The organism is Microcoleus sp. D3_18_C4 (assembly GCF_036702355.1).
In the GTDB taxonomy this organism is placed as follows: Bacteria; Cyanobacteriota; Cyanobacteriia; order Cyanobacteriales; family Microcoleaceae; genus Microcoleus.
This window is the reverse complement of sequence record NZ_JAUBTF010000006.1, coordinates 63,026-80,643: the sequence shown is the minus strand read 5'-3', so window position 1 is coordinate 80,643 and position 17,618 is coordinate 63,026. Positions and strand designations below refer to the sequence as shown.

13 protein-coding genes are annotated in these 17,618 nt (G+C 45.9%); 8 read left to right on the top strand and 5 right to left on the bottom strand.

Annotated features, from left to right (window positions below; genetic code table 11):
• Positions 1–39 precede the first annotated feature (39 nt).
• The 3 genes from QUA90_RS04720 to QUA90_RS04710 all read left to right on the top strand — a co-directional run bounded on the left by QUA90_RS04720 (position 40) and on the right by QUA90_RS04710 (position 3,003).
• Positions 40–282: a hypothetical protein gene (locus QUA90_RS04720; RefSeq protein WP_333444090.1), complete on the top strand. Its 243-nt coding sequence runs from the start codon at positions 40–42 to the stop codon at positions 280–282.
• 153 nt (positions 283–435) lie between these two features.
• Complete coding sequence (gene mgtE, locus QUA90_RS04715; RefSeq protein ID WP_333323743.1) at positions 436–1,833, top strand: magnesium transporter; 1,398 nt, start codon at positions 436–438, stop codon at positions 1,831–1,833.
• Between the two features lie 246 nt (positions 1,834–2,079).
• On the top strand, positions 2,080–3,003 hold the full coding sequence (locus tag QUA90_RS04710) for a hypothetical protein (protein ID WP_333323741.1): 924 nt from the start codon (positions 2,080–2,082) through the stop codon (positions 3,001–3,003).
• Between the two features lie 317 nt (positions 3,004–3,320).
• On the opposite strand, the gene QUA90_RS04705 is transcribed toward QUA90_RS04710, so the two are convergent.
• Both QUA90_RS04705 and QUA90_RS04700 read right to left on the bottom strand, forming a co-directional pair.
• A complete protein-coding gene (locus QUA90_RS04705) occupies positions 3,321–3,839 on the bottom strand; it encodes a hypothetical protein (protein WP_333323739.1) in 519 nt (172 codons plus the stop codon).
• A 20-nt stretch (positions 3,840–3,859) separates the two neighbouring features.
• Positions 3,860–4,942, bottom strand: coding sequence for a ParM/StbA family protein (locus QUA90_RS04700; RefSeq protein ID WP_333082516.1), 1,083 nt, complete (start codon positions 4,940–4,942; stop codon positions 3,860–3,862).
• 391 nt (positions 4,943–5,333) lie between these two features.
• Between QUA90_RS04700 and ftsH2 the strand changes: the two genes are divergently transcribed.
• The 5 genes from ftsH2 (at position 5,334) to QUA90_RS04675 (ending at position 13,570) form a co-directional block, all read left to right on the top strand.
• Complete coding sequence (gene ftsH2 / locus QUA90_RS04695; protein ID WP_333082514.1) at positions 5,334–7,220, top strand: ATP-dependent zinc metalloprotease FtsH2; 1,887 nt, start codon at positions 5,334–5,336, stop codon at positions 7,218–7,220.
• Between the two features lie 133 nt (positions 7,221–7,353).
• Positions 7,354–7,764 carry a hypothetical protein gene (locus tag QUA90_RS04690; RefSeq protein ID WP_333385861.1) on the top strand — a complete coding sequence of 137 codons (411 nt, stop codon included), beginning with the start codon at positions 7,354–7,356 and terminating at the stop codon, positions 7,762–7,764.
• 224 nt (positions 7,765–7,988) lie between these two features.
• Complete coding sequence (locus QUA90_RS04685; protein ID WP_333323733.1) at positions 7,989–9,278, top strand: aminopeptidase P N-terminal domain-containing protein; 1,290 nt, start codon at positions 7,989–7,991, stop codon at positions 9,276–9,278.
• Between the two features lie 128 nt (positions 9,279–9,406).
• Positions 9,407–12,334, top strand: coding sequence for a PAS domain S-box protein (locus tag QUA90_RS04680; RefSeq protein WP_333444088.1), 2,928 nt, complete (start codon positions 9,407–9,409; stop codon positions 12,332–12,334).
• Between the two features lie 6 nt (positions 12,335–12,340).
• Positions 12,341–13,570, top strand: a complete 1,230-nt coding sequence (locus tag QUA90_RS04675; protein ID WP_333323729.1) for a response regulator — start codon at positions 12,341–12,343, stop codon at positions 13,568–13,570.
• Between the two features lie 15 nt (positions 13,571–13,585).
• Here the strand turns inward: QUA90_RS04675 and QUA90_RS04670 are convergent, their stop codons facing one another.
• The 3 genes from QUA90_RS04670 to QUA90_RS04660 form a co-directional block, all read right to left on the bottom strand.
• Positions 13,586–14,167 (bottom strand): HAD family hydrolase, encoded by a 582-nt coding sequence (locus QUA90_RS04670; RefSeq protein WP_333444086.1) that lies wholly within the window; start codon positions 14,165–14,167, stop codon positions 13,586–13,588.
• A 104-nt stretch (positions 14,168–14,271) separates the two neighbouring features.
• Positions 14,272–15,396: an ATP-binding protein gene (locus QUA90_RS04665; RefSeq protein WP_333444084.1), complete on the bottom strand. Its 1,125-nt coding sequence runs from the start codon at positions 15,394–15,396 to the stop codon at positions 14,272–14,274.
• On the bottom strand, positions 15,393–17,618 hold the full coding sequence (locus QUA90_RS04660) for a WD40 repeat domain-containing protein (protein WP_333444082.1): 2,226 nt from the start codon (positions 17,616–17,618) through the stop codon (positions 15,393–15,395). Before QUA90_RS04660 ends, QUA90_RS04665 begins: the two co-directional genes overlap by 4 nt.

The following is a 17,618-nucleotide window of genomic DNA, read 5'->3' as shown; positions in this document are numbered from 1 at the left end:
GCGGTATCAGGAGCAATCGATGCCTTCGCTAGCGACGGAATGCTGTTAGTAGGAGAAGCGCTGAAACAGGGTTTAACTCCAAGCCAATATTCTGTTATACCGGAGCAGCCTTTAACCTGCATTTCTTACGGCATGATCCTGCCAGCAAGTGACACTGAATGGAAAGAAACAGTCAATAATTATATTCGCAATCAAAGTTCGACGAACCTGTTGGAAAAAGTGATCGGGCGCAATTCTCCTTTCCTACCGAGGAGTGTCGCCGCTCAAGATAAATGTATTTGAACCCAAATCGGGCAAGGTGTTCGGCGCGCACCCGAAGAATAGGGGTCAGGTGTGGATATTGTCATGGCAAGTCCGATCGCTGCAACCAGTGGCGTCAATACGCTCTAAACTGGATTCAGGAAGGCGCGCAGCACAGGTTTAGGAGGGTCATCAGTGACAGAAAAAAGTTATCAATCGTCTTCTCTACCCACCTACGCGCGAAAAGAACTGCGGGAATTAGTTCGATCGCAGTTAAGGGCCCTGTTGGAAGAAGGAGACTTTAAAGGAGCAAAAGCGATTTTGCACCCGGTGCAGGAAGCAGACATAGCTGAAGCTATCGAAGGCCTGCCAGAAACCATGCAAGTAATAGCTTTCCGCTTGCTTTCCAAAGACGAAGCGATCGCAGTTTACGAATATCTCGACTCCAGCGTTCAGCAGTCACTCTGCGAAAAATTCAAACGCCAAGAAGTCATTGACATTGTAGACAAAATGTCCCCGGACGATCGAGCTAAACTCTTTGACGAACTGCCGGCAATATTAGTCCGTCGCCTGTTGGGTGAATTGAGCCCGACGGAACGGGAAGCTACGGCTCAACTTTTGGGTTACGAAGCCAGTACCGCCGGTCGGATCATGACCCCGGAATATATTTCTCTCAAAGAAAGCTTTACCGTCGCCCAAGCTTTAGACCGAATTCGCTCTTTGGCTAGAACTACCGAAACAATTTATTCTCTTTACGTCACCGACGCCGGACGCAGCTTGACCGGTATTTTATCCCTGCGGGATTTAGTCACTTCCCCCTTGGACAAAACTGTCGGCGAAATTATGACCCGCGACGTAGTTTCTGTTCAAACAGGAACGGATCAAGAAGAAGTAGCTAGGCTGATCCAGCGTTACGATTTTTTAGCTGTGCCCGTTGTAGACCGCGAACAGCGGCTGGTCGGGATCATTACAGTTGACGACGCGATCGACATTTTAGAACAAGAAGCAGCCAAAGATATTTATACCTTGGGCGGCGTCCAGTCCGGCGGCGACAATTATTTTCAGACCGACTTAATCACTGTTGCCCGGAAAAGAGTCGTGTGGCTGTTTGTTCTGCTTTTAACTAATACTGTCACCGGCGCAATTATTAGAGCTCAAGAAGATATTTTGAACCAAGTAGTCGCCTTAGCAGCTTTTATTCCCCTGCTGACTGGCACTGGAGGCAATGTCGGAGCTCAGTCCTCAACAGTTGTAATTCGCGGTTTGAACACTGATGAAATTACAGCAATGGGGCCGTTTCAAGTAATTGTGCGCGAGGGGATGGCGGGAGCGCTGCTAGGAGCTATATTGGGGACTGTAGCGACGGGCTGGGCTTATACTTTGCAAGGGAGTTTACCAGTGGCACTCGCGGTGGGAGTGAGTTTGTTTGCGATCGCAATTTTAGCTTCTCTTGCCGGTTCAGCTCTGCCGTTTCTATTTCGTTCTTTGGGTTTAGACCCGGCTTTAATGTCTGCTCCTTTTATTACCACCGCAGTTGATGTCCTCGGGGTCTTGATTTATTTCACTTTAGCTCGACAAATTTTGCAGCTTTAATATATTTAATTACATGGCTGTGAATAAAAAACTTAATCTGTTTTTCACCACTGCTAAATTCGGGGTTTACGTGCGATTACATACCGGATATCTGCCATCGCGCGTACTTTATTTTTATCCGCATACTTGTACCAGTTGAAAAAAATAATGCAACTATAAGCCCGTGCTCTAAACTCCGAGCTTCATCAGTCATTCCCAATCTAAAATCTACAATCTAAAATCTAAAATCTAAAATGGTATTAGCCTATGTCATCATCCAATTCACCAACGAAAATCCAAAATCCCAGGTCCAGCAATTTGTTAGAAACTGCTGAAGTGGTTTTTATTGCTGCCTCTGCTGTGGGATTGGCTGCTAGCTTGGTTTGGGAACAGAGCGTTTATGCTCAAGTGCCTGTAGTGATTGCGTTGGTGTTGAATTTTGTGAATCGGCAGAAGCTGCACAGGCAAGTTAAAGCAAGTACGGCGGCCACGTTCGATCGCGTAAATCAACAAGCAGCTACTACCGATCGCGCGATCGAGCAATTGCAACTTGCTGTAAATGCTTTAGACGAAGCTCTTGCTCAAACATCTCGCGAAAATCTCAATGTTGCGCCTGGAGAAAACGTACACTCTCTAATTTCAGCCATTGAGAACCTGCGCCAGCGACTAATAATTTTAGAAAAAACTATTAAAATGATTCAAAGCGAGATCGAACTCACCAGCCGCCAATTCAAACAGCGACCGGAGTTGCAACAAGTCGAAACTTTGACAACAATAATTCTGGACTTGCAGCAGTTTATCAACGAACTGCCGCAGTGGGGAAATTTGCAGCAGCGGCAGCTAACAGAACTTCAGCAAAAAGTAGACAATGCTTTGGCGGAACTCTCAGAAGAAATTGCTGTGATTCCCAACCGGGTCCAAGAAGCGCTAGCTAGTCGCGGTGGGGAAATTAACCCACAGCTTGGTTCTGGTTTGAATGCCGAGCAAAAGAATGGTTATCGACCTAAAACCCAGAATGAGAAAATTCGCCAGAAATATCCCAGAGCTTATGTCAAGTGGAGTCAGGATGAAGACGAGAATTTGAAAAAAGAATATGCTAGCGGTCAACAAATTGGCGAATTAGCTCAGAGATTTCAGCGACAGCCTAGTGCCATTCGTTCGCGATTACAAAAATTAGGATTAATCAAATAATTGTAATTGGTAATTGGTAATTGGTAATTGGTAATACCATTTCTCTAAAATCGTGCAACACTCTTCGACCGCCCCTAGCCCCCCCGCTGCATTGCGGGGGGACAAGAATACTGTTGCATTCTTTTTTAAAATTGGTATAACCACAGAAAACAGACAACAGACAACAGTCAACAGTCAACGGACAACGGACAAATAACAAAGCGATCGCCCTTTTTTTTCAAAAGAGCGATCGCTTTGTTTCTGTATTCAGTACCTGCTGCCAACAGCGGGTCACCAACATCACATCTCAAGGCTTTTTAGCCTTGGTCTACCTCATTTTAGAAATCTTGGGGTAACAAAGAACTTAAACGCTCCAACAAAGGATCGGAATTCCGAGGAGGAACAACTTCAGCATCAGACACTACATTATCATCCGCAACAGACTCAGACTCAATCGGGCCAGGCTCTACTACTTTTGAAACTGGGGCAAAAGAAACTTGAGCAAACTTACTGTTAACACTCCCCTGCAACTGATCCAACTGCGCGCTGAGTTGACTAAGGTGATGTTCCAGTCCCTCCAAACGGCTTAATTCCTCTGCCGAAACATTGTGTTCAAACTCAGAAAATTTGACCACAAGTTCAGCAATACGCTGTTCCAACCGCTGAAAGCTCTGTGTAGAGCTAGCAGACTCAGATACAGACAAAAACTGCCACAAAGCTTGCTTGCAGAGATTGCTGAAAGTCTGATACTTCGTGAAAGCCAACTCTTTTTCAATAGCGGCCAGCAAAGTTTGATCCGCAGCATCTTCCGTAAACGCCACGGAGAAATTCGCCTTATTTTTTGCCCACAGTGCCATAGGGTTCAAGCCTTAATGCGTTACTTTATCGTGGCTAGCTGAGCCTCAGCATAAATAAACTGTCCCAAAGCATTAGCTTTCCGGGAAGGCTGAGCCAAGTGAGCCTTAAGATTGGCGTCTTTAAGCAAAGGTTGCAATACCTCCCAGAAAAACTCGCCGCCGCCGCCAGTCAGAACCACATCCGTCACACGTTCCGGCAGCCACTGCACCAAACGTTCGGACAGTTCGTTAGCGAAAGCCTCCCGCAAATCCTTAATAATCGGATCTAAATTAGTCGGCTTAGTCGCTCCTCTGGGACGGTAGAAACGCTGGCCTTCGGGTTTATTCACCGCTTCCAGTAAAGACAGAGATTGAGGGTCTGCCCCCGGAATCTTTGAGGCAACTTGTTCGTAGAACTTGTTCATTGCGAAGGAATCGCTCTTTGAAGCCGCCCGGGCGAACCGGAAACGATCGACCATTAACAAATCGGTAGTTTGGTGTCCGATATCCACAACAGCCACCGACAGTTCCGGCAACTCCGGCGTAAACTCCTTGTTATCTTGAGCCTCGCACCAAATCAGGCTGCCGAACCCTTCCGGCATCACCCAAACATGACTGATATTAATATCCACACGCTCGCCCCGGTACACCACAACGTGGGGAGAGCGCAGTTGGCTGATAATCTCTTCCTTTTCCTTCTCAAACTGATCCTGCGAATAAAACGGCAAACCCAGCACAACTGCTATTTCGCCCTTCATCTGGAAATATCCTGCACAGGAAAAGACCTTAACCAAAGCATCTACTACTTTCGACTGGTCAGCGCCACCGAGATTAGCGCCAAAATCTGCCGCCAATTGACCTATAGCGTAACCCCTGCCCTGGTACTCCAGCCACATATCCAACAGAGGGTCTGTTGCTTTGGACTCAAAGCTGCCACCCCGCACCTTTTCCACGGGCATAGTAGCCACGTTGGCAGGGATGAAAACAACGCTACTTGGGTTGCGACTCACGCAAGCTTTAGTTGCCGTCCGACCCAAATCAGCACTAATAATCGATTTGTTAGAAGCGACTTTAGTCTGCTGGGTCAGCATAGCCGAATTAGGAACAAGCTGTCTAGTTGTCATTGAAATGTATTACCTCACTGAGCCTCACCATTATCATGCCTTATCCCTTGACACTGCCACGCTTAAAGACAGTGGGTGAAAGCGGCGATTCTTCTAACTCTACCTAGATCGGTATCGAAATCAGCACCAAACATTATATTCGGGACGATCGCCCTTAATAGATTTTAGATTTTAGATTTTAGAGGCGACAACAGGGGCCGCGGTCCGGGGGCTTGTACCCTGGATGGTTTCGGTCGAGGAGTATTCTCGATCGATCGCGGCAATACGGCCTGTTGCCTGAGAGTGCATTGTTAAGTTAAATTTAGTTAAGATTCTGAGTGTAAACTTTTGTCGCACTTCTCCCACACCGCGATCTTACCCGATCTGTCCCCAAATCAAGGCATCCTCATTTATGAAAATTTCTTGGCGAACTATACTACTTTGGACTTTACCCGCCTTAGTCATCGGCTTTTTCTTGTGGCAGGGAGCCTTTGCGCCATCCCCCGCAGAAATGAGCAAGAACACCGCCAGCACCCGCCTGAGCTACGGTCGATTCTTAGATTACTTAAACGCCGGTCGAGTGACCAGCGTTGACCTTTACGACGGAGGTCGGACGGCTATTGTCCTAGCAGTCGATCCCGAACTGGACAATCACGAGCAGCGGTGGCGGGTAGACTTGCCCTCAAATGCCCCGGAACTGGTTTCTAGGCTCAGAGACTCCAAAATCAGCTTTGACACTCACCCACTACGCAACGACGGTGCTGTCTGGGGACTTTTAGGCAATCTAGTATTTCCCCTATTGTTAGTAGGAGGGCTGTTTTTCCTCTTCCGCCGCGGTGGCAACGTTCCCGGCGGCCCGGGCCAAGCCATGAACTTTGGCAAATCCAAAGCTCGCTTTCAAATGGAAGCTAAAACAGGCGTACTGTTCGACGACGTAGCAGGCGTTGAGGAAGCCAAAGAAGAACTTCAAGAAGTGGTGACATTCCTCAAAAAACCCGAACGCTTCACCGCAGTCGGGGCGAAGATTCCCAAAGGCGTGTTGCTAGTTGGCCCTCCCGGAACCGGTAAAACCCTGCTGGCAAAAGCCATCGCAGGCGAAGCCGGCGTGCCTTTCTTCAGCATCTCCGGTTCGGAATTTGTGGAAATGTTCGTCGGTGTCGGCGCTTCCCGCGTCCGCGACTTGTTTAAGAAAGCTAAAGAAAATGCTCCTTGCATCATCTTTATCGATGAAATCGATGCAGTCGGTCGTCAGCGCGGCGCCGGTATCGGTGGCGGTAACGACGAACGGGAACAAACCCTGAACCAGTTGCTGACCGAAATGGACGGTTTTGAGGGCAATACTGGCATTATCATCATTGCTGCCACAAACCGCCCCGACGTGCTCGACTCAGCGTTGCTGCGTCCGGGACGTTTTGACCGCCAAGTTAGCGTAGATACGCCGGATATTAAAGGCCGCTTGGAAATTTTGGAAGTTCACGCGCGCAACAAAAAGCTGTCTCCAGAGATTTCTTTGGACGCCATCGCCCGCCGCACTCCTGGTTTTACCGGCGCTGATTTGGCTAACTTGCTCAACGAAGCGGCTATTTTAACCGCCCGCCGCCGCAAAGAAGCGATTACGATGCTCGAAGTTGACGATGCAGTCGATCGCGTGGTAGCAGGTATGGAAGGCACTCCTTTGGTGGACAGCAAGAGCAAGCGCTTGATTGCTTACCACGAAATCGGCCACGCGATCGTCGGTACAATCATTCAAGCCCACGATCCAGTTCAAAAAGTTACCTTAGTTCCTCGCGGACAGGCCCGCGGCTTGACTTGGTTCATGCCCAGCGAAGACCAAGGTTTGATTTCTCGATCGCAAATTTTAGCCCGGATTAGCGGTGCTTTGGGTGGTCGCGCAGCCGAAGAAGTAGTTTTCGGAGATGCCGAAGTAACCACCGGTGCCGGCAACGACTTGCAGCAAGTAAGCGGTATGGCGCGGCAAATGGTGACTCGCTATGGGATGTCTACCTTGGGCCCGATCGCCCTGGAAGCCCAGCAAAGCGAAATTTTCCTCGGCCGGGACTACACAGCGCGATCGGAATATTCCGAAGAAATAGCCTCTCGGATTGACGGACAAGTTCGATCGATTGTCGATCATTGCTACGACGACGCCCGCCGAATTATTCGCGAAAATCGCACTGTGATCGATCGCTTAGTCGATTTGTTAATTGAAAAAGAAACCATCGACGGCGAAGAGTTGCGCCTAATCGTCTCTGAATACACTTTTGTTCCTGAAAAAGAACAATACGTTCCTCAGCTTTAAGACTTGTTTAAAAATTAGGGACACGGCCTTGCTGTGTCTTTAAAAAGTAGGGACGCAAGACTATTGCCACGTCCCTACTTTTTTATTAAACTGTCAATAATATTAAACCGCCCCTAAACGCCAATTAACGCAGATGAATACTACATTTGCCATACATACTAAGAATCTGTCATATTTTTTAATAGCAACTTGGATATTTTTTTCACTCAATACTTTGAGCGCCCGCGCCGAAAAATCAAGATGTTTTGTAGATATTTGCATCGACTCCAGCAGCGTTGAATTAAGCAAATCCGATATTCCCGGTGCTCCCTCTTATCCAGTCAGAACTATTTTAGGAACTCAAAAGTTTAGGAACCAGAAATTGTTGGCGCAAATGGAAGTCAACTGCCAGCAGCGACAGTTTAGAACCGTCCGAGTTAGCGAAGATGGCGAAAATTGGTCGAATTTCGATCCGAGATGGACTTTAGTCGATCGCAACTCATCTTTGTCTCGGCTAGTTGACTATACTTGTAAATTGGCGATCGCAGAACAAGAGAATAAATAAGTAGAAAAAAAACACAGAGTAACTATATCTTCAACCCTTAGCTTGCGGGTTGTGCCTGTGTTCCCGTAAAATCAGCGGCTTAAACCGCCGAGTGTTAATATTAAAATCAATCTAAAATCTAAAATCGGATGAGTGTTAATATTAAATTCCATCTAAAATCTAAAATCTAAAATCGGATGAGTGTTAATATTAAATTCCATCTAAAATCTAAAATCTAAAATCGGATGACAAACCCCACAGAGTATCGGCAAAGACGCGAACAATTAATGGCAAAAATTGGCAGCGGGACAGCCATATTTCGCAGCGCGCCCGCAGCCGTCATGCACAACGATGTAGAATACGCATACCGACAAGATAGCGATTTTTTCTACTTAACCGGTTTCAATGAAGCTGCGGCGGTAGCAGTGCTCGCGCCGCACCACGAAGAACACAAGTTTGTTTTGTTTGTGCAGCCAAAAGACTTGGAAAAAGAAACTTGGCATGGTTATCGCGCCGGAGTAGAAGGCGCTAAAGAATTGTACGGCGCGGATGAAGCTTTCCCCATTGCCGAACTTGCGGAAAAATTGCCGAAATATTTAGAAAAAGCCGATCGCATATACTATCACTTCGGGCGCGATCGTACTTTCAACCAAACAGTCCTCAATCACTGGCAGCGCTTGATGGCAACCTACCCGAAACGCGGCACAGGCCCCACAGCAATCGAAGATTCCAACATCATTTTACACCCGATGCGGCTGGTGAAAAGCGAAACAGAATTAGCATTAATGCGAAAAGCCGCTAATATCTCAGTTGCAGCGCACAACCGCGCCCAAGAATTCGCCAAACCGGGCAGATACGAATATGAAATTCAAGCGGAAATAGAACATACTTTTGGCTTAAATGGCTGCACTCCCGCTTACCCTTCAATTGTTGCATCAGGTTACAATTCCTGCGTCCTCCACTACATCGAAAACAACCGCCAAATGCAGGAAAACGATTTGTTGCTAATAGATGCTGGTTGTGCCTGCGGGTACTACAACGCCGATATTACTCGCACCTTTCCTGTTAGCGGCAAATTTACAGCCGAACAACAGATAATTTATGACTTAGTTTTGCAAGCACAATTGCAGGCAATTAGTCAAGTATATCCCGGAAATCCTTACAGCAAAATTCATGAAACAGCGGTGCGCGTTTTGGTGGAAGGTTTAATGGATTTAAAACTTTTGGTGGGGGACATTGAAGAGATAATTAAAGAAGAGAAATACAAGCCATTTTATATGCACCGCACTGGTCATTGGCTGGGATTGGATGTGCACGATGTCGGGGTTTATCAGTACGGCGAAAATCCGCAAGTTTTGCAGGCAGGACAAGTGCTGACGGTGGAACCGGGGATTTATATTTCTCCTTATATTAAACCCGTTGAAGGACAGCCGGAGGTTCCTGAAAAATGGCGCGGTATTGGCGTGAGAATTGAAGATGATGTTTTGGTGACATTGGAAAGTCATGAAGTCTTGACGGCGGGAGTTCCTAAATAAAGGAAAAGTAGAAGGCTTTGGGCAGAAGTCAAGAAAGATTGATTAATTAAGTTAGCAGTGAAGGCTTGAGCTTTGTTAGTATTGGCTTGAAAAAGCTCAAGTCCGCAACTGCCAAACAAAGAGCGCTTATGTGTATTGATCCTACCAAGATCGATCGACCTCTGGAAACCTGCGAAGCATTAGTAGCAGAGCAAAAAGCAAAAATTCTACAACTTGAAGAGGATTTGCAGCAGCAGAGAGAATTGTGCCAGAAATTAGAAGCACAACTCAAAGCAGTCGAGAATCCTGGCATTTCGGGTTGGGCAACTGAATCGGATATCACCGAGGACGATCGCATTCAGTTAATTGCATCTCTGGAAAAAAGCCAGGAAATGTACCGAACTCTCATCAAACATTATCCGAATGGTTCGGTATTTTTGTTCGATCGCGATTTGCGCTATACTCTGGTTGATGGTCAAGGTTTGGCAGTAGTTGGTTTGTCCAAAGAACAGTTGGAAGGCAAAACATTGTGGGAAGTATCGCCACCTGAAGATTTGCCCCTTTTTGAGACTACATATCGCGCAGCTTTGGCAGGAAAAGAGAATACTTTTGAATATAAATACGGCAATCGCGTTTATTCAACAACAATTGCTCCCGTCAAAAACGACCGGGAAGAAATTTTTGCAGGACTGGTTCTTACTCAAGATATTACCGAAAAAAAACAGGCAGAAATAGCGCTGGAAGAAATCAAAAATCAGCTAGAAATTAAATATCAAAAGCGCACTGAAGACTTAAAAACAGCCAATAGTCAATTGCAGGAAGAAATTATTTCTCGCTGGCGCGCCGAAGAAGCTCTGCGGCAAAGCCAGGAACAGCTAGAATTGTTTTTCTCGCAATCTTTAGATGGCTTTTTCTTTGTGATGCTGGACGAACCAGTACACTGGGACGATACAGTTGACAAAGAGAAAGTCTTGGATTACGTATTTACTCACGGGCGGGTAACGAAGGCGAACGATGCTTTGATAGCCCAATACGGAGGTATTAGGGAACAGTTTATTGGCCGCACGCTTGACTCTTTATTTTCCAACAACTTTACTGGCAGCAGAGAGATAATCAAGCAATTTTTTGATGAAGGCCGGATTCATATCGAAAATGACAATCGCAAGTTTGACGGAGATCTAATTTGGGTGGAAGGCGACTATATTTGCATTTATGATTCCCACGGCAGAATCGTCGGGTATTTTGGCGTGCAGCGGGATATTAGCGATCGCAAAAAAGCAGAAGCAACCCTCAGAGATAGCGAAGAACGCTTTCGGGCAACCGTCGAACAAGCGGCAGTCGGCATTACCCACCCTGACGAAACAGGCCACTATTTGCGAGTCAATCAAAAATTCTGCGAGATAGTGGGATATACTGCGACTGAACTGCTGTCGCGCACTTGGATGGACGTTACTTACCCAGAAGATATAGATGCAGATTTAGAACAAAACAAGAAATTATTTGCCGGGGAAATTGACAGTTTTAAAATGGAAAAACGCTTGCTGCACAAAGACGGCACTGTAGTTTGGGTAAATATTACTGTATCGCTCATCCAAGAACCGCTGAGTGGGGCAATTTATAATGTAGTAGTGACAGAAGATATTAGTGATCGCAAAGCAACCGAAGCAGCGCTGAAAGAAAGCGAAGAAAGGTTCCGACAGCTAGCAGAAAACATTGAAAGCGTGTTTTGGATGGTAGGCATTCAACCCCAGGAAATTATTTATATCAGTCCGGGTTACGAAAAGATTTGGGGCAGAAGCTGCGCTGATTTGTATGCTAACGGGCGCTTTTTTGCAGATTCCCTCCATCCAGAAGATCGCGAGCGGGTTATTGGTAATTTAACTAGACAAATTGAGTCTGAAGACGAGATAGAATATCGAATTGTCAGGCCGGACGGCAAAATCCGCTGGATTCGCGATCGGGCTTTTCCGATTATAAATCAATCGGGTAAAGTTTACCGCATCGTGGGCATTGCAGTAGATATTACCGCACGCAAACAGGCAGAAAAAACCATCCGCGAAAGTGAAGAACGCTTCCGCCAGTTAGCAGAAACTATCCAAGATTCCGTCTGGCTAATGTCTGCGGAATTCACCGATTTATTGTATCTGAGTCCAGCTTACGAACAAATCTGGGGGCGCAGTCGCGAAGAATTGTATGCTGAGCCCTTAAAAATGATGGAGTGGGTGCATCCAGAAGATAAACATTTGTTGGAAGAGGCAATGGGGCGAGTGTTGCAGGGCGAGTCCACCAGTACCGAATATCGCATTTTTCTGCCAGACGGCACAATGCGCTGGGTGTGCGATCGAGCTTTTCCCATTTACGACGAATCGGGCAAAATTTACCGCATCGCGGGTATTGGCGAAGATATTAGCGATCGCAAATTTACCGAAGCCCGCATTCAAGGAGCACTCCGCGAAAAAGAAGTATTGCTGAAAGAAATTCACCACCGAGTCAAAAATAATATGCAGGTAATTTCCAGTCTGCTGCAGCTTCAAGCTCAATATATTGAAGACGAAGCAACGCTAACTTTATTTGAAGAAAGCCAGACTCGCATCCATTCAATGGCTTTGATTCATGAGCAATTGTATCAATCCGAAAATCTCGATCAGATCGCCCTGTCCCCCTATGTCGAAAATTTGGTTGCTAATTTGTATCAATCTTTTGGTTGTGGCAACACTTCCATCCAATTTAACCTCAAAGTTGACCCCATTTATTTAAACATAGAAACCGCTATTCCGTGTGGCTTAATTATTAACGAACTGGTTTCTAACTCTTTAAAATACGCATTTGGATCTAATTTAAATGGTGAGATCTCTATTAAGTTTAATGAAACAAGTAGTCATCAATTTCATTTAATTATTCAAGATAACGGTCGCGGATTTCCGGCTAATTTTGACGTGAAAAATACTGAAACATTAGGATTGCGATTAGTAAGAATGTTGGCTTACCAATTAGAGGCAAGTATTGCCATTGACAGTCAGCGGGGAACCTGCTACACTCTGATTTTCCAAGAGTTAAATTATCGGCAGCGTATTTAACGAAAAATGAACCCTATACAAATTTTGGTTGTAGAAGACGAAGTTATTGTAGCCCAAGACATAGCAGGTCGATTGAAAAAACTGGGATATGCAGTCACAGCTACAGTTTCTTCAGGAGAAGAAGCTATTCAAAAAGCGATAGAAAACCCGCCCGATTTAGTCTTGATGGATATCGTGCTTAAAGGGGACATGGACGGGGTAACAGCAGCCGATAAAATCCGAACTAATAGAAATGTGCCAACAATATTTTTAACCGCTTATGCCGACGATCAAACACTGCAAAGAGCGAAACTTACAGATCCGTTCGGTTATATTATCAAACCATTTCAACAAAATGATTTGCGGGTGGCGATCGAGATTGCCATGCACAGACACGAAATCGAAACCAAGATGCGAGAATCTCTCAAAGCTGCGGAAGCAGTCAGAGAGTCGGTGGAAGAAAAATCGCACCGCCAAAACCAGTATATTTCCATGGCCGCTCACGAATTGCGGAACCCGCTCAACGCGATTTTAATTTCTGCGGAACTTCTGGATCTCGATCGAACTCGCAGCAGTGACGAATCCCAAGTTAGAACCCTGCGGCTGGTGCACTCAGCTACCCAAAAGATGAACCAGCTAATCGACGATATGCTCTTCATGGGCAGGGCAGAATCAGGCCAACTCAAATGCAATCCATTACCGATAAATTTAATCGAGTTTTGTCAAAACTTGCTCGATCAATTGCAGTTAGGAAATGAAGCAAAGCACAAACTAACATTAATCCCTTCAGATGTTACCAGCGCGATGTTAGATCAACAATTGCTGCACGGTATTATTTCTAACTTAATCGTCAATGCCATCAAATATTCTCCCAACGGCGGGCAAGTCACCTTGGAATTGGAATGCCGTCCAGCAAGCGAAGGAGACAAAGAAGCTATTTTCGGCTTATCTCCTCAGTGTTTGTTTCCCAATTCCCAATTTACCAATATTAACTCTCCCTTACTAATTATGCGTATCCGAGACGAAGGTATGGGCATCCCAGAAACTGAAGTAGGGAAAATATTTGAAATGTTTTACCGCTGCAAGAATACTGGGAAGATTAAAGGTAATGGTTTGGGATTAACAATTGTTAAAAAAGCTGTGGAATTGCAAGGAGGCGCGATCGCCTGCGAAAGCAAAATGGGCATCGGTACAACCTTCACAGTCGCGCTTCCTTACGTAGCACTTTCCTGTAGGACTCAACGAGAAAGAACTTAAATACCCCTACAAACACTAATCAAAGTGTTGCAAAATCCACTCCACCGCCACGGCTAAATTTGCTGCAACAAAATCAGGTTTAGTATGGTGCTGATACTCCCCACTCAACACGCTTTCTCCGTAACCAGTCTGCACCAAAATACCAGTACAGCCGGCATTGTGAGCCATATCAACATCAGTCGCTTTATCCCCCACCATAAAACTATTTCGCAAATCTAAATCCTGTTCCCAAGCAGCGGCTACCAACATCCCTGTATTCGGTTTTCGCCACGTTGTATACCGCGTAAATTCTGGGTTGGTTCCGCCTTCTGCTGCGCTTAAATAAGGACAGTAATAAAGAGCATCTAACTTTGCTCCTGCTTCATTTTCTAATAGCTGACAGAGGCGTTTGTGCAAAGCTTCTACGTGGCTAACCGGATAATAATCCCTCGCCGGGCCGGATTGATTGGAAACCAAACAGCAAAATATTTGCTTGTCATTTAAACGGCGTACAGCTTCGGCGACTCCGGGGATTAAATGCAAATCTTCTACTTTGTGAATGTAGCCGGCTTCGATATTGAGAACGCCATCTCTGTCAAGAAATACTGCTGGTTTCATTGTTGTATTGTTTTTGATATAACTCGGCGATTGAAATCGCGTCTACACAAACAAAGTCCGACTGCGCGGACTGAAGAGAAGAAATGCAAGTCTAGGTAAACTCGTCATTCTAAAATAGATTGTTTTTCCAGCCATTCGCGGAAACTATTATGATACAAACTATAGCAAATTTCTCCTCCGATTTCCTGCTTATTTAAGAACTCGATCCAATTGTCTAACACCTTTTCAACATCGTATTCATCCTGATCAATTATATTGGCGATCGCACTTACAGATAAACTTGCTGTTGATTGTACCAAAACATTCAGCACAGACAACTCGATCGCCGATAAAGCATCACCTCTCATCCGCAGCCAGTGGTTTTGATAATACGCTGCTAAACCGGGAGGAAGTTCAGAGACAAGTGAGGACTCCCCCAGATTAGCATCGGGGCGTGAATTCTCGTTAATGGCAGGTAACATCTGACTCAGATACATGAAATTGTCTTCGCTGACAGTTGCGAGTTGTTGACCCAATTCCGGTGCAGTTAAATCCGGTGCGGTTGATAGGTATTGCTGAATGTAGTTCAGGGCATCTTCGCGATTTTGGGCGGGATAATCTCTTAAATCGAGAGTTTGAGAAGGGGTTTCAATTAACAAACCGGATTTCTCTCTCAAAAACGGGCGGCGGGCGAGGATAAAATAAGTACGATCGCCCAAATATCTCGGCAGATAAAACAGATTTGTGCTGGGAGGCTGACTGGTGCGGGCGATCGCGTCTACAGAATCAATGACTATTATCAACTTTTGGCGATCGGCTAATTTATCGCTAATTTGCTGAAGCAACAAAGACAGAAACCAACTCCCATCATCGGATTCGAGATTTTGAAGTTGAGATCTTAGCTTGACATTTTCCGATGTTTCCCCATTGGCGGCAAGGTATTTGTCAATCAGTTGAGTGCAGACAGAAGCGAGAAAATCTTCAGCTCGATTTTTGCCCTCAACTGCAGCGTTGTAATAGATACTGCGAGGATGGGCCCTGACATATTGGGCGAGGATGGAACTTTTGCCGCAGCCGGGAGTGCCGACAATTGTGAAATAACCGCGGCTGTGGGAGTTTAGGAAGTCGGAAATGGCAGAAAATACAAATTTGCGCCCGACAAAATTCTCGGTTTTTTCTCGCAGGAGTTGCTGAAATTCTTTTGGGTAAGCAGCGGTGGAGATGGGAGTTGGCAGAGGTGAGGAATTCATGTTAGTGCCTCCATCCCTTCTAAGCGCAGGAAATATACGCGGCCGGATTCGTCGCCTGCCACAATTGTGAGTCCATCGGGTGCAATGGCGCAACAGGCGATCGCACTTTCACCAGTGAAACTGGCAATGACATTTCCATTCGACAAATCCCAGACTTTGAGGGTGTTGTCCGATGAACCAGAAATCGCCCGCTTGCCATCAGCAGTGACGGTTACTGCTTTTACCGAGTTGCTATGACCATTGAGAGTAAACAGTTCGTTTCCAGTTGTTAAATCCCAGACTTTGATGGTGCTGTCCGACGAACCAGAAATCGCCCGCTTGCCATCAGCAGTGACGGCTACTGCATTTACCGAACTGGTGTGACCATTGAGAGTAAACCGTTCCTTTCCAGTTGTTAAATCCCAGACTGTGAGGGTCTTATCCGATGAAGCAGAAATCGCCCGCTTGCCATTAGCAGTTATGGCTACTGCATTTACCGAATTGCTGTGACGTATGAGCGTAAATTGTTCCTTTCGAGTTGTTAAATCCCAGACTTTGAGGGTGAGGTCGTCCGAACCAGAAATTGCCCGTTTCCCATCAGCAGTGACGGCTAGTGTATTTACTGAGGAGCTGTGACCCTGGAGAGTAAACAGTTCCTTTCGAGTTGTTAAATTCCAGACTTTGAGGGTGAAGTTATCCGAACCAGAAATCGCCCGTTTGCCATCAGCAGTGACGGCTACTGCATTTACCAAGTCGCTGTGACCTTTGAGAGTAAATTCTTCCTTTCCAGTTGATAAATCCCAGACTTTAATAGTCTTGTCCGATGAACCAGAAATCGCCCGTTTACCATCAGCAGTGACGGCTACTGTATTTACTGAGTAGCTCTGACCTTTGAGAGGAAACTGCTCATCTCCTGTCGTTAAATCCCAGACTTTAATGGTCTTGTCATCTGAAGCAGAAATTGCCCGCTTCCCATCAGCAGTGATGGCAACAGCATTTACAGAGTAACCTTGACCTTTAAGAGTAAACTGTTCATCTCCTGTCGTTAAATCCCAGACTTTGAGGGTGTCCCAGGAACCAGAAATTGCCCGCTTGCCATCAGCACTGACGGCTACTGCATTTACTGAGTCGCTGTGACCTCTAAAAGTAAACAGTTTCTTTCGAGTTGTTAAATCCCAAATTTTGAGAGTGTTGTCATCTGAAGCGGAAATTGCCCGCTTGCCATCAGCACTGACGGCTACTGCATTTACCCAATCGCTGTGACCTTTGAGAGTAAACAGTTGTTTTCGAGTTGTTAAATCCCAGACTTTGAGAGTGTTGTCTGACGAACCAGAAATCGCTCTCTTTCCATCAGCATTGACAGCTACTGCATTTACTGAGTCGCTGTGACCTTCGAGAGTAAACTGTTCCTTTCGAGTTGTTAAATCCCAGACTTTGAGAGTGTTGTCTCTTGAACCAGAAATCGCCCGTTTCCCATCAGCACTGACGGCTACAGCTTTTACTGAGTTGCTGTGACCTTTGAGAGTAAACTGTTCCTTTCCAGTTGTTAAATCCCAAACTTTGAGGGTGTCATCCCACGAACCAGAAATCGCTACCTTGCCATCAGCACTGACGGCTACTGCATTTACTGAGTTGCTGTGGCCTTCAAGAGTAAACACTTCCTTTCGAGTTGTTAAATCCCAGACTTTGAGAGTGTTGTCTCTTGAACCAGAAATCACTCGTTTCCCATCAGCAGTGACGGCTACTGCTTTTACCCAATCGCTGTGACCCGCAAGAGTGCGTATCAGTCCCCTGCCAGGGGGAGTGATACAGGGTGTGAACGGACGCAACCAAGGTGTTACTTTCCGCTGTTTGACTACCTCCAGCATTGCCTGAATTTCTGGTATTTTCAAATGTACCAAGCGCCCCCACAATTGCTCTGCGAGTTGTGTCTTATCTTGATCCAAAATATCGGCTGACATCCACAATACCCTTTGAATCAAGTTCAGGGCTTTCACTTTTTCTGAGTTGTACTCTGGGTGACTTAATGCTTCTGAATCGTCAACCAAATTGAAATCATCAATCAGTGCCTGCAGTCCAAACTCAGGATGCTGAATCTTTGGCATCAGGAAGTTAAAATCTGTCAGCGTTTGATAATATTTTCCTAAATTTCCAGACTTGACATAATTTGGCAGTAAGCTGCCCAGATAAGCACGTTGAAAGAAAAGTGGTTGGGCCTCTAACTTCTCAGCAAATTCTCCCAT